This is a genomic window from Candidatus Acidulodesulfobacterium ferriphilum (genome assembly GCA_004195035.1).
GTDB lineage: Bacteria > SZUA-79 > SZUA-79 > Acidulodesulfobacterales > Acidulodesulfobacteraceae > Acidulodesulfobacterium > Acidulodesulfobacterium ferriphilum.
In genome coordinates, this window is sequence record SGBD01000001.1 from 181,973 (window position 1) to 195,124 (window position 13,152).

The window sequence follows — 13,152 nt, forward strand, 5'->3', positions numbered from 1 at the left end:
AAATCCAGAAAAAGAAATTTCTAATGGTGATTTAAGGTAAAGCATTAATTAATTCTACAATATCTTTAATTATTATATTCGCCGTATCTTTAACTGGGGCGGCTGCGTCGATTTTTTTAATTCTGCTTTTAAATCTGTCCGCAAGATATATGTAATTAGTTCTGACCCTGTCGAAAAAATCTAAGGGTTCGCTGTCAAAACCGTCAAACTTGCCTGCCCTTCCGTTTAATCTCTTCAAGGCGTCCTCCGGCTTTAAATCGAAAAGGTAGGTTCTGCTTATGCCGACATTTTTTTGCCCGAGGACAAAATCGTTTATAGTTAAAATAAGCTCTTCAAAACTTTTATCGTCTTTACCGCTCGAGTAAGCCGCCTGATAGGCGTATGTGGAATCGATAAACCGATCGCACAGTATAACATCAAAATCCTTTAGTTTTATTGAAATTTCTTCCAAATGGACTACTCTATCTGCCGAAAATAAAAATAAGGCCATAATAGAGACTGTTTTTTTGCTCGATGTTTTTAAAAAGGATAAATCTATATTCTTCCCGAAGTCTCTCCCGATAATAATATCTTTGACAACCGTTCCCAGATAAGTGCCTGTCGGCTCCTGCGTGAGCAAGACTCTATACCCCGCCTCTCTTAAAGAATCTGCTATCAAATTTGCGGCGGTGGTTTTGCCCGCTCCGTCTATACCTTCAAGCGTTATAAAAATTCCCACGATAAATTCCGTAATTATGCTATAATTAAAAAGTTTGAATAAAAAATCTAAAATCATATCATAACATAAAAATTATAAAAATTTAAAAAATATATGGGGGGGGTCCGGTTTTTCCGTTTATGGAATTAGATTTATTCGATTATAAATTCGACGAAAAATTAATCGCAAAATACCCGCTTAAAAAACGAGATGAAGCAAGGCTTCTTGCGGTAGATGTAAAAAATTTTAAAATGGAGCACAAGAAATTTTACGACATAACAAATTATATAAATAAAAACGACGCCGTCATAGTCAACAACTCTTTCGTCAAGAAAGCAAGAATATTCGGCAGGAGGCAGACGGGAGGAAAAGTAGAAATATTTATCACCGAATTCCCTTTTAACATATCGTTTCCGCTCAGGCTGAACGCCCTTATAAAATCGCATAAAACCGTTAAAGAGGGGGAAAAAATACTGATAACCGAAGAAAATAAAACGGAAAATAAAGCCGGCGAAGAAGGCGATAGAGAAAATACCTTTATAAAAAGTGGGAATTATCTTAAAATTACCGCTCTGAAGAATCACGGAAACGGAAATTACGATATTCTGATAAATAACAAAGAAGACGGCGATTTCCTGTTCGATAAATGCGCGGGAATACCCCTTCCTCCCTATCTTAAAAGGAGTCCCGAGAATATAGACGAGTCGTACTATCAAACGGTTTACGCCGATAATTTAAGCGGTTTTTCCGTTGCGGCTCCAACCGCAGGACTTCATTTTACCGACGATCTGATAAATAAAATTAACGGAAAGGGCGGAATCTTTGCGAATGTTTCTTTAAATATCGGGCTTGGAACATTTATGCCCGTCAGGGAAAAAGACATAAGCAAACATAATATACACCCTGAAACTTATACGATTTCGGAAAAAACAGCTCGTTTAATTAACGAAACATTGAAGTCTGGCAATAAAATCATAATTACGGGAACATCTTCGGTCAGGTGCCTCGAATCAGGCGCGGATAGCGGCGGAATTTTAATTCCGGCCGCGGAAAAATCGACATCTTTGTATATCCGTCCAGGCTATAAATTTAAAATAACAAAAAACCTTATAACAAACTTTCATCAGCCAAAATCGTCCCTATTTATTATGATTTGCGCCTTAATAGGCATAGACAAAACAAAAGCCGTTTACGAAGAGGCTGTAAAAAACGGCTATTCCCTTTTTAGTTATGGGGATGCCATGTATTTATATAATATTTAAAAATTAATTTTTTTAATATATAATTTTTAAGATGTTTAAAATAATTAAAAAAGATGAATGCACAGGCGCCAGAATAGCCGAGCTTTCCACTAAAAACGGCATTATAGAAACGCCGGTTTTTATGCCTGTCGGGACAATAGGAACGGTAAAATCGTTATCCCCTTTCGAAATCTATGACGAGGGTTTTAAGGTTATGCTCGGAAACACTTACCATCTTTTTTTGCGTCCCGGCATAGACATAATAAAAAAATTCGGCTCTTTAAGGAATTTTACAAGATATAAAGGAATGATTTTAACCGACTCCGGCGGGTTTCAAATTTTTAGCCTCGCTAAATTTGCCAAAGTTAAAGACGACGGGGTTTCATTTATGTCCCATATAGACGGCGAGACGCACTTTTTTACCCCTGAGCGCGTCGTTGAGATACAGGAGGCGCTTGATTCCGATATAATGATGCAGCTGGATGTATTTTCAGGACCTGAAGCCTCAAGGGATAAGGCGGAAAAAGACCTTGACATAACGATAAAATGGGCAGAAAGATCAATGTCGGCAAAAAAAAAGGACGGCAATCTCCTTTTTCTTATATCCCAGGGCAACTTTTTTGAAGACCTGAGGGAAAAATCGGCCAAAATCATGTCAGGGTTTGATGCCGACGGTTATGCGATAGGCGGGTTGGCCGTCGGGGAAACAAAAGAAATTATGTTTAAAATGTTAGCCTCGTCGGCATCAAATCTTCCCGAAAATAAGCCGAGATACCTTATGGGCGTCGGAACGCCAGAAGATATTATAAATGCGGTATCTCTGGGCGTCGATATGTTTGATTGCGTAATGCCCACAAGAAATGCAAGAAACGGTTTCGTGTTTACATCCTCCGGCACACTGAACATTAAAAACTCAAAGTATAAATCCGAAACGGGACCGCTTGATGCAGGTTGCGGCTGTTTTTGCTGTAAAAATTTTAGCGCCGCTTATGTAAGGCATATCTTTATGACAAAAGAAATATTTTCGCAAAGACTTTTAACATTGCATAATCTTCATTTTTATCAGAATCTAATTGTAAAAATAAGGCAGGCGATAAAGGAAAACAGTTTTCTTAATATGTTAAACAAAATAAATATGCAAAAACCTTCATCTTTGTTTTGACTTTATTTTAATTTAAATATAATATTAATAAAACCTGATAAAAATTTATAAAAATAAAATCAAAAAGGAGGTAACAGGGCTTAATCTAAAACTTAAAACAGCATTAAGCCTTTAAACTATTATGGAAAATTTATCCAATCTGTTTAATCTATTTACCGTAAAAAATGCCTATGCGGCATCCGCCGCATCTTCCGGGCAGGGCGGCTGGGAGGGAACATTGTGGAGTTTTGCCCCGCTAATCGCTATCGTGGTTATCTTTTACCTGTTGGTAATATTGCCCCAGCAAAAAAGAACAAAAGACCATAAGAAAATGATAGACTCTTTAAAAGTGGGAGACGAAATTCTTACTAACGGCGGTATTTACGGCATTATATCCGGAATAGCGGACCAGGTCTTTACGATAGAAATAGCAAAAGACGTTAAAATCAAAATTGCAAAAAATGCCATAGCGACAAAGACTTCTAAATCATAAATGAGCTTTAAGATCCTGCGGCGTCTATTATTTTACAAAAATTAAAAACCATAATATTCACATATTCATAGGAAAACCCGATGAAACCTGTTAAAACCAGATTAATTTTAATAATTTCTCTTATAGTTATATCTATTTTTTCGGTAATTCCCTCGATTTATCCAAACACGCCGGGCTGGTGGAAAGCCGTCATCGGCAACGCGGAGATGCGTTTAGGACTCGATCTTCAGGGCGGCGTTTATCTTGTCGAAAGAGTCGAGACCGGCAAAGCGGTAAAAGAAAAACTTTATAAGGATTATACGGATATAAAATCATTCGTTGGGAGTAAAGGCTACGGCAAAGATGCCGTAAGTTTCGAAGATTCACATATAAAAATTAAGGGAAAACTTTTAAAAAATACGCAGGAACTGACAAAATATCTTGCGGAACATCACGGCTCCCTGCAGCTTATGGGCGATAAAATATATTTTGAAAAATCGGCTCTTTCAAAATATAAAGAAGAGGCGGTAAGCGGCGCCGTGGAGGTTATGAGAAACAGGATCGACCAGTTTGGCTTAGTCGCTCCAAAAATTGCCAGACAGGGCAAAAATTTAATAGTCGTGGAACTGCCCGGCGTCAAGGATGTTAAACAGGCCGTTAAGCTTATAGGAAAAACCGCAAGATTAACATTTAAATTAGTTGACGATAAACACAGCCTGCTAAAAGCATTAAACGGAAAAATCCAGAAAGGAGACGAAATTCTTTACCATACAACCTACAACAAATTTTCTCATAAAACGACAAAAAGGCCGTATCTTATAGAAAAGCCGATTTTAATGAGCGGGGCCGAAATTTCAAGCGCAAATGTCCAGATAAACCGTTACAATCAGCCTATTGTCGAGGTCGCTTTGAATTCGGACGGGGCAAAAAAATTTGGGGATATAACTACAAAATACACGGGCAAAAGGCTTGCCATTATACTCGACGACAATGTAATCTCGGCTCCTGTTATAGAAGAACCCATACTGGGCGGAAACGCTTCTATTTCAGGAAGATTTACCATGGCTCAGGCTAATAATCTCGCAATAGCCCTTCGTTCCGGGGCATTACCCGCTCCGGTAAAAATAATCCAGAATGAAACGGTAGGCCCTACTCTGGGGGCAGACTCCATACATGCGGGCATACTTGCCGCCATTGTCGGAACTATCTTAGTTATCGGATTTATGATATTTTATTACAAACTATCGGGATTAATCGCAGATTTTGCCCTTCTTGAAAATGTATTATTCCTTATGGCCGCTCTGTCCTTGTTCGGCGCGACCTTGACTCTTCCCGGCATCGCAGGAATAATTCTTACTATAGGTATGGCGGTTGATTCGAATGTCCTCATTTTTGAAAGGATAAGGGAGGAATTAAGAGAAAATAAACCGGTGGTTATTGCTATCGAAAACGGGTATAACAAGGCATTTTTTACGATTTTAGATTCTCATGTCACCGCTCTTATAACCGCCGCCGTCTTATTCTATTTTGGTTCCGGTCCAGTAAAAGGCTTTGCCGTAACATTATCTCTCGGCATTATTATAAATCTGTTTACTTCGTTAGTCGGCACAAAAGTTATATTCGACATTATATCGAACAAAAGGGAACTTAACAAATTAAGCATTTAATTCTAATTCAAGGAGTTAAAAAAAATTGGAATTTATAAAAAACACAAATTTTAATTTTATCGGCAAAAAAAAATATTCGTTCGTATTATCGTCTATTCTTGTAGTACTCGGATTAATCGAATTAATTACGATGATTTTAGGCACGGCAAGAATCGGAATAGATTTTACCGGCGGGCTGTCTTTGCAGCTTTCGTTTCAACATAAAATATCCGTCGCGGATGTCAGGAAGGAACTTCTGTCAAAAGGGTTTAAAGATGTAAAAATCGTTAAAATAAAGGGTAAAAACGATATTATAATCCAAACTAAAGCGGTGGCCAAGGATTTAAATAAATATACGGATGAAATAAAGACAACTGTACAAAATGCCTTTAAAAACAATCCGTCCAAAGTGTTAAATAATGAAATGATCGGTCCCTCCGTCGGTAAAAAATTAGCTAAAGACGCTATTGTCGCAATTATAATATCGATTATTGCAATCATACTTTATATAACATGGAGATTTGAATTTAGATTCGGCCTTGCCGCCGCTATCGGTCTTGCCCACGATGTCCTTGCGCTTATGGGAATTATTTTTATTTTTCAGAAAGAAATAACCCTTCTTGTTATTACGGCTATTTTAACCGTTGCGGGTTATTCCCTTACCGATAAAGTCGTTGTTTTTGACAGAATTAGAGAAAACTTGAAAAAAAGAGCGGAGAAGACAGAGCAAATTAATTTAAATGACCTGGTAAATAAAAGTATAAACGAGGTTTTGACAAGAACTGTCGTTACATCGCTTACGGTAATCTTAGTGGTTTTATCTTTGTTTTTCCTCGGCGGCATAGTTCTTCATGACTTTGCTTTTACATTATTATGGGGGGTTTTAATCGGGACATACTCTTCGATATTCATCGCAAGCCCCGTAATGATTATGTTAAACGAAAATAAATAATTTAAAATATGCAAAAAAATTATGTTGAAGAACATATAGAAGAATATCTAAAAAAAACATTTGCTCAAATATACCCAACCGCTTCAAATACCACCCTTGTATCTTTAGTCCTGAAAAGAATTAATTCACAGTTAAACTTCGATCCCTTTTTTTCGGAAGAATTTTGCAAAGATGAACCCGCCAAAGCTCCCATAGATAACTACTTAAACAACTTTGTATCTAACTATTTAAGTCCGTCCCTAAAATCTTTGAGCGACCCTTTTCTAATTAAAGACATGGATAAGGCTGTAGAGCGTATAGCTAAAGCGTTAATAGAAGATGAAAACATTTGCATTTATGGGGATTACGATGTGGATGGAATAACTTCGACTTCCTTTCTTGTTTCTTTTTTAAGGGAAATAAAAAACCTGATGAAGGCAGGCGGCAATGACAACACTATTTTTTATAAATTGCCCGACAGAATAAAAGACGGTTATGGACTTGGAATAGAACCGATTAACGAGATTTATGATTTCATAAATCAAAAGGGCGGTAAACCTCTATCCTTACTGATAACCGTCGATTTAGGCATAACGAATGTTAGAGAGGTATCGTATGCAAATTCAAAAAATATAGATGTAATAATATGCGACCACCACGAAATTCCTGTTAAAATGCAGGCTTCCAAAAATAACGACAAATTATTATCTGAAGAAGAAACATGCTTCGAGGAAATTTTGCCCGATGCGTATGCGATACTTAATCCCAAGCGAAAAGGCGATAGGTTTCCTTTTAAACTTTTACCCGGGGTCGGCATTGCCTTCAATTTGGGAATTGCATTAAGAAAACGGTTGGTGATAAACGGTTTGATTAATACCCGCCCGGACGAGGTTCGCGCCGTGCTGAACCTTAAGGATTATCTCGATATCGTCTGCCTAGGCATTATAGCGGATATAGTTCCTATGTACGGGGATAACAGGACGCTCACATATTACGGATTAAAGAAAATTAACGGCAGCCCCAGACCTGGCATAAAGGAGCTTAAAAGGATTTGCGGCCTCCACTTTGACAATGTTAACGAATCTGATGTTGCATGGAAAATCGCCCCAAAAATTAATGCGTCCGGCAGGGTCTCAGACCCGTCCATAGCCGTTGAACTTTTAACGCAAAAAGACCCTGAAGATGTCTATAGGCTCGCTCAGGAATTGGAGGCCGCCAACAGAAAAAGACAGGCGCTTGAAGACATTTGTTTTAACGAGGCAATAAGTCAAATTAACGAAAAAAACTTAAAGGAGGACGGCGCTCCAATCCTCATTTTAAACGGGCAGTCATGGCATCCCGGCGTTATCGGCATTGTTTCGTCAAAATTAGTCGATTATTTACAAAAGCCCGTTTTACTTCTTACCGGTTATAAAGACAGCGTATATATCGGCTCTGCCCGGTCTTGCGGCAATATCGACATTTATGCGTTTTTAAAAAATTACGAATCATTTTTTGCCAAGTTCGGAGGGCATAAAATGGCTTGCGGGCTCACAATCAAAAAGGGGCAGAGTTTCGACGGCTTTATGTCTTGCATTTCCAAAAATGCCGTCCGAATTCCCGAACCCGATGTTAATCTCAATCCAGATTATTTAAACAATTCCACCCCCGAAGGTAGTAAAATTCTTGATTACGATGAAGAAATCGATTTAAACGCCGTCGTCAAAAAAGATTTAACGGGTTTAATTAAGCTGATGTCCCCGCACGGACCTTTGAACGAACAGCCAAGATTTTTGATCAGGGATATTACCCTTTTAAATATCAATAAAAGAGAGTTTAAAAATAAAAACGCAAATTCAAAAAAGAACGGTTTATTTAACTGTTATTTTACGCTTAATATCGAAGGTTCTTCCTGTAACAACAATATAAAACCCAAGGCATTTTTATTTAATAAGAGCAAAGCCTTCATGAGTACCTTCGGGAAAGTGATGGAAGGAAGGAGCGGTAAAAGCGGTGAATATGAAACTACGGGAAGCATTTTCGGCGATTACGATAAAGACAGCGATTATAAAAATAAAATTCCCGTTAACGGCATTATATTCGAATTTTTTAACGGATATATTAAAATACTAAATTTTATTTAATTTTTAATTTTTAATTTCATTTTTTGCATATATGTTTTTTACAAAACTTTTTACGGCTGTCGAGATTGACTACGATCATTTTAAAATACTTGAAGTCGTAAAAAAGGGGCGCGGCTACTTTCTGAACAATTTTATCAACGCTAAACTTCCAGGCTTAAATCATCCCGATATTAGCGTGAGCGCTATTAATCTTAACAAATTAATGAACGACAACAAAATAAGCAAAAATAATGTATTTGCGAATATTAACGACGATGCCGTTCACAGTTACAATTTTTATCTACCCGATATGCCCCGGAACGATTTAAATAAAGCGGTGGAATATGAAATAAAAAAGCTTATTCCCTTCCCTATATCTTCCTGCATATTCGATTACATATTCGTCAAAAACGGTTCAACCCTTAACATAACCGCATTTGTCTCTAAGGCGGACGATATAAATAACTTCAAAGAAATATTTGCAAAGTCCGATATCAAATTAAAATCAATCGAATGCAAAACCGCTTCAATTTATAATAACATTATGTTTTTAAGCAATAATAAGGTCGATCATTTATTGTTGTGCGATATTGGCGAGAAGGCGGCAAAAATTGTTATTATCAGAGATAATGCAGTTAATTTCGAAAGGACGATAGAAGGAATTGATCTAAAAGATCTAAATGAGGACGAATCATCGCTTTTAATCGGGGATGAATTAAAAAAGACCGTAGATTTTTATTTTGCGGGAAAATTTATCGCTCCGATAGACGGTATAATAATAACAGGCATTTATTCGGGAAACGAAGACTTTAACGGCAAAATAAAGGACATGATGCGCCTAAAAACATATTCTGTTTCGATTATCAGCCTGTTAAAAGAAAGAAAAATATTTTTATCAAAAAGGTTAGTAAAATATAATATAAATGAAAACTATGATTTCTTTAAGCCTCTTGAAGAAATGTGGACAACCTTCGGCCTAATCGTTAACAGATAAAAATGAAAAAGAAAAACGGCAATAAAACAAGGATTAACTTATTACCCGCTGCCGATAAAGAAAGGTTTATAAAAAATAGAAAAAAGGCAATAATACTTTCTATAATTATCGCATATGGATTTTTTATCTTTTTGCTGGATTTTACGGCATACCTTGAAAACAGCTCAAAAAGAATTTATATTTCCGGGCTAAACCAGAAACTAACGCTGATGAAAACCAAAAATCTTCTCAATAAATCGCTTGAATCGGCAATAAATAGCAGAAAAAATCTTAAAAACACAATCAAAAAAAGGATTTTAATTATAAAAAATCTTGAAAAATTTAAGGTCGCATGGAATAAAAAAATAGGAGACATGGTTCAGGCTTCGCCTTCGGGGGTTTGGATGAGCGGACTATTGCTCCAAAAAGGCGTTATTACGATAGAGGGAAACTCCATTTCTCTTAATGGAATTTCTATATACATGGATAGATTGAAAACAACGAATATGTTTAAAAAGGTTATTTTAACCGATGCGGGCAGGGAAATTATCGGCGGAAACACCTTTTACCGCTTTCAATTGAAAGCAACTTTAACTCCGGTTATAAAATAAAAGAGCAAAAGCAAAAAAATGAATTTATCTGAAGAATTAAAAAAAATTCCGGGCTATTTAAGGACAAATAAAATAGCCGTCGTTATTTTAATGATATTTGTATTTATATATCTTGTAAATCAAGATTTGTTTTTAAATAACGCGAGTAATACTTTGAAAACAAATAACGGTACTATAATAAGGCTTAATGATAAAATTAGAACATTAAAAAATATAACCGTATCTTTAACGAATGAAAAAAATAGCTTGTTGAATCTTAAAAACCAGATAAAAAGCCTGAAGGCGGAGTTAAAAAAGGAGAGGACAAAACTCCCAAAAACCTTTATGGTCTCAACATTAATAAAGGAGATTTCTAAAAGCGCCCCGACATCTAACTTTATTATCGAAAAAATAGATTTTGGAAAACCGGTTAAAACCCTGGGCGTGACGGCCCTGCCGGTCAGCATTTCAATCGCCGGCGGCTTTAACAAGTCGATAAAATTCGTTAAAAATATAAATTCGTTAAAAAGAATTTTTGTAATAGATTACATATCCGTTAAAGCAAGCAAAAAATCTTTTCCCGACATTAAAGCCGATATAAAAGGGACTGTTTTTTCTATGCAGGATTAGAAGCCGGGGCGGGCTTTTTTTTCATCCGCCATATAATAGAAGATATTAAAATGCTTATCTCATACATCGAATATAACGGAACCGCTATAAAAAACATCGTAACTATATCGGCATGAAAAGCGGCAATAATAAGGCTTAACAGTAGAGCCCATTTCCTGTATTTTTTTAAAAAATGGGGTTTAAGTATGCCCGCTAAGGAAAAAAGGGCAGATATTAACGGAAGCTCGAATATTAAGCCGAATATAAGGCTTAACCTTAATGCAAAATTGATATAATGGGTTAGATTGATAAGGGGGGATAAATTAGGGCTTTGATAGCTTAACGAAAAGTTAATAACGGCAGGCCAGATGTACAAAATCATAAACATCATCCCCGCAATAAAAAATAGCGTCCCGAAAAATAAAAAGGGGACAAGATACATTCTTTCTCTCTTTAACAAACCGGGCTTTATAAATTGCCATATTTCAAACAGTATGAACGGGAGGGCTATCATAAATCCAAGGATAAGGGAAACCTTGACCTGCATAAAAAACGGCTCCAACGGTCTTGAATAGTGTAAAATGTGTTTTACGAATTTCTTCGGCGTTTTATTTAAGCCAAAGGTATAATAAGCGAACGGAGCGTCTTTTTTGATTAATACCTTTGCATATCCCGATAAATATGTAATATAGGTTGGTTTATTTAAAGGAAGTTCTATAAAGTTAATGGCGGTATAAGACAGATGCCACGAAAACCCCATTCCGATAACAAGGGCGATAAAAATATAGATTATCCTTTTTCTTAATTCGGAAAAATGCTCCAGAAAAGCCATCCTGCCTTCTTCATTTTTAGCGCTCCCGCCTTTCCCGCTTTTTTCTTTTTTTATATTATCCTTCATCTAATTTACTATTTTAGGGGATATGAATACCATTAGCTGCTCTTTCGAAACGCTTCTATTCCTTGAAGAAAACAGGTATCCGATAACCGGTATGGTGGATAAAAATGGAACGCCGTTATTGGAATGGGATTTATCGGTATATAAAATCCCGCCGATAACTAAGGTGGAATTATTTTTAACCACGACGGTGGTTGTAACGCTTTTATTGTTAACAGCCGGAAATCCGTTTACCTCTTGTCCAAAATTAGGCTCAGAATTTGTAACGGTAATATTTAGCAGTATATTATTTTTACTTTCGACTATCGGTGTAACGGTTAATGTAAGCCCGAGCGTGATAGTTTGAAGCGTCGATGTTACGGGTTGCTGGGTTATAATCGTGGTACCGCTTGTTCCGCTTGCAGGTGTCGTAGAAGGGCCTGAAGAGGTATAGGCCACATAATATAATGTTACCCCTGAATTTATCGTGGCAGGTTGTCCGCTTACGACGGAAACATTCGGAGAGGCGATAATCTTATCCCATCCTAACTGCTGCCCGGCGGAAAGCTGGGCAGATATAAGCCCGAAATTTTGCCATGCCGTTCCAATGCTTATATTGCCATAATTTGACCCCGCAGCAGAGGAAACCGCCCCGGAAAATCCTGTCGGACTTCCTAATGTGCTGGTGACCGTATTTGTATTAGGGCTTATTCGCGGGGTAAAAGACCATGCTACGCCTAAATTCCTGACAAAATTATCCGTCACGTCCACTATTCTTGCATTTAAGAGAACAACCCTTTTTTTGACATCCATGCTTTTTATAATTTTCCTTATTTTTGTGATATTAGAAGGAATATCGTAAACAAGTATCGAATTTCCATGGGGGGAAGCATAAGCCTTTGCCCCTGTCGGTAAAATCGGCGTTAAAACGGGAAGAACATTTTTAGCCTGTATGTATTTTAAATTTATCCTGTAATCGACATAGCTATTTGTGAGCGAAGACCGCGGACCGATAAATAAAATCCCGTTACTGACGCTATAACCCAAATTCCCCGCCTTAAAGATAATGGATAAAGCGGACGGCAGCGGAACCTTCCGTATATGCAATGTGACATATCCTTTTACCGAACTGCTCAGAACATAATTAAGATGAAATTTGTAGGCTATTCCTATTATCAGAGGTCTTAAGGGAATATCGTTGCCCTCTATCGTAATTCTTTTATCGGGCAGCTTGATCCCGTTTATGCGGTATATATCGTAAGAATTGTTATAATTGTTAAAACCAAAGGAAAATTTGGCAGTTATGGATATTATTAATATGAAAACAATAAAGATAAAAAAAGGGATTACGGTAATATGCTTAAGTTTAACCGGCATATTTTTTTTATCTGCTTTCAGTGAATTATTTTTTAAATCCTTCATATCGCACTAATAAAAGTTTCACGATTTTTCCATTTTCTAATTTAATGGTAACGGCTTTGGACGATATTCCGACAACCGTTTTCCCCACAATCTTAGAACCTATATAATAAGGCTTATCGTTAATTATTGCAACATTTTTATTTGGATTCGAACTGCTGACTATTGCTTGCAGGGTTATGCCGTTTAACGGATTTTCTATGCGGTTTTTATATTGCTTCGCTTTAAAAGGGGATATAAAGGGATTTTTTAGCCCGAAACAAGTCCTTGTGCTTATAAACTGGGATAAAATTGCAGCTATAATAATCAAAAAAATCGAGAATGAGCCCCGATAAACTTGACCCTTTCGCTTTCGCGCTCCGCCGCCCCCACCCGCGTCTTCGGCATGCGAAGACGGACACGCGGATGCAGTCATATAAAGTTTCTTCGAAACTTTGTTTTCCTTTTTCATCTTTTC

13 protein-coding genes are annotated in these 13,152 nt (G+C 37.0%); 9 read left to right on the forward strand and 4 right to left on the reverse strand.

Features of this window, described 5'->3' with window-relative positions; translation table 11 throughout:
• Window positions 1-31 precede the first annotated feature (31 nt).
• Window positions 32-775 carry a dTMP kinase gene (gene tmk, locus EVJ47_00940; protein RZD14881.1) on the reverse strand — a complete coding sequence of 248 codons (744 nt, stop codon included), beginning with the start codon at window positions 773-775 and terminating at the stop codon, window positions 32-34.
• A gap of 62 nt (window positions 776-837) precedes the next feature.
• Between tmk and queA the strand changes: the two genes are divergently transcribed.
• The 9 genes from queA (at window position 838) to EVJ47_00985 (ending at window position 10,423) form a co-directional block, all read left to right on the forward strand.
• Window positions 838-1,959, forward strand: coding sequence for a tRNA preQ1(34) S-adenosylmethionine ribosyltransferase-isomerase QueA (gene queA, locus EVJ47_00945; protein ID RZD14882.1), 1,122 nt, complete (start codon window positions 838-840; stop codon window positions 1,957-1,959).
• 31 nt (window positions 1,960-1,990) lie between these two features.
• Window positions 1,991-3,100, forward strand: a complete 1,110-nt coding sequence (locus EVJ47_00950; GenBank protein RZD14883.1) for a tRNA guanosine(34) transglycosylase Tgt — start codon at window positions 1,991-1,993, stop codon at window positions 3,098-3,100.
• A gap of 121 nt (window positions 3,101-3,221) precedes the next feature.
• Window positions 3,222-3,572, forward strand: a complete 351-nt coding sequence (gene yajC / locus EVJ47_00955) for a preprotein translocase subunit YajC (GenBank protein ID RZD14884.1) — start codon at window positions 3,222-3,224, stop codon at window positions 3,570-3,572.
• Window positions 3,573-3,652: 80 nt separating this feature from the next.
• On the forward strand, window positions 3,653-5,218 hold the full coding sequence (secD, locus tag EVJ47_00960; protein ID RZD14885.1) for a protein translocase subunit SecD: 1,566 nt from the start codon (window positions 3,653-3,655) through the stop codon (window positions 5,216-5,218).
• Between the two features lie 25 nt (window positions 5,219-5,243).
• On the forward strand, window positions 5,244-6,149 hold the full coding sequence (gene secF / locus EVJ47_00965) for a protein translocase subunit SecF (protein RZD14886.1): 906 nt from the start codon (window positions 5,244-5,246) through the stop codon (window positions 6,147-6,149).
• An 8-nt stretch (window positions 6,150-6,157) separates the two neighbouring features.
• The gene (locus tag EVJ47_00970; GenBank protein RZD14887.1) at window positions 6,158-8,251 is read left to right on the forward strand and encodes a hypothetical protein; all 2,094 of its coding nucleotides are present in this window, start codon (window positions 6,158-6,160) and stop codon (window positions 8,249-8,251) included.
• Between the two features lie 31 nt (window positions 8,252-8,282).
• Window positions 8,283-9,224 (forward strand): hypothetical protein, encoded by a 942-nt coding sequence (locus EVJ47_00975; GenBank protein ID RZD14888.1) that lies wholly within the window; start codon window positions 8,283-8,285, stop codon window positions 9,222-9,224.
• Between the two features lie 2 nt (window positions 9,225-9,226).
• Window positions 9,227-9,814 (forward strand): hypothetical protein, encoded by a 588-nt coding sequence (locus EVJ47_00980; protein RZD14889.1) that lies wholly within the window; start codon window positions 9,227-9,229, stop codon window positions 9,812-9,814.
• Between the two features lie 18 nt (window positions 9,815-9,832).
• The gene (locus EVJ47_00985; protein ID RZD14890.1) at window positions 9,833-10,423 is read left to right on the forward strand and encodes a hypothetical protein; all 591 of its coding nucleotides are present in this window, start codon (window positions 9,833-9,835) and stop codon (window positions 10,421-10,423) included.
• On the opposite strand, the gene tatC is transcribed toward EVJ47_00985, so the two are convergent.
• Genes tatC through EVJ47_01000 form a run of 3 tightly spaced genes read right to left on the reverse strand, consistent with a single transcriptional unit; the run spans window position 10,410 to window position 13,146 of the window.
• Entirely contained in the window at window positions 10,410-11,300 is an 891-nt protein-coding gene (tatC, locus tag EVJ47_00990; GenBank protein ID RZD14891.1) for a twin-arginine translocase subunit TatC, read from the reverse strand. The genes EVJ47_00985 and tatC overlap by 14 nt on opposite strands.
• Entirely contained in the window at window positions 11,301-12,698 is a 1,398-nt protein-coding gene (locus tag EVJ47_00995) for a hypothetical protein (GenBank protein ID RZD14892.1), read from the reverse strand.
• Entirely contained in the window at window positions 12,679-13,146 is a 468-nt protein-coding gene (locus EVJ47_01000) for a hypothetical protein (protein RZD14893.1), read from the reverse strand. The genes EVJ47_00995 and EVJ47_01000 overlap by 20 nt, the downstream gene beginning before the upstream one ends.
• Between the last annotated feature and the right edge of the window lie 6 nt (window positions 13,147-13,152).

Excerpts from the sequence above, each read along its gene's own strand:
- tmk (RZD14881.1), bottom strand. The coding sequence starts at position 775 with ATGATTTTAGATTTTTTATTCAAACTTTTTAATTATAGCATAATTACG.
- queA (RZD14882.1), top strand. The coding sequence starts at position 838 with ATGGAATTAGATTTATTCGATTATAAATTCGACGAAAAATTAATCGCA.
- EVJ47_00950 (RZD14883.1), top strand. The coding sequence starts at position 1,991 with ATGTTTAAAATAATTAAAAAAGATGAATGCACAGGCGCCAGAATAGCC.
- yajC (RZD14884.1), top strand. The coding sequence starts at position 3,222 with ATGGAAAATTTATCCAATCTGTTTAATCTATTTACCGTAAAAAATGCC.
- secD (RZD14885.1), top strand. The coding sequence starts at position 3,653 with ATGAAACCTGTTAAAACCAGATTAATTTTAATAATTTCTCTTATAGTT.
- EVJ47_00970 (RZD14887.1), top strand. The coding sequence starts at position 6,158 with ATGCAAAAAAATTATGTTGAAGAACATATAGAAGAATATCTAAAAAAA.
- EVJ47_00975 (RZD14888.1), top strand. The coding sequence starts at position 8,283 with ATGTTTTTTACAAAACTTTTTACGGCTGTCGAGATTGACTACGATCAT.
- EVJ47_00980 (RZD14889.1), top strand. The coding sequence starts at position 9,227 with ATGAAAAAGAAAAACGGCAATAAAACAAGGATTAACTTATTACCCGCT.
- EVJ47_00985 (RZD14890.1), top strand. The coding sequence starts at position 9,833 with ATGAATTTATCTGAAGAATTAAAAAAAATTCCGGGCTATTTAAGGACA.
- tatC (RZD14891.1), bottom strand. The coding sequence starts at position 11,300 with ATGAAGGATAATATAAAAAAAGAAAAAAGCGGGAAAGGCGGGAGCGCT.
- EVJ47_00995 (RZD14892.1), bottom strand. The coding sequence starts at position 12,698 with ATGAAGGATTTAAAAAATAATTCACTGAAAGCAGATAAAAAAAATATG.
- EVJ47_01000 (RZD14893.1), bottom strand. The coding sequence starts at position 13,146 with ATGAAAAAGGAAAACAAAGTTTCGAAGAAACTTTATATGACTGCATCC.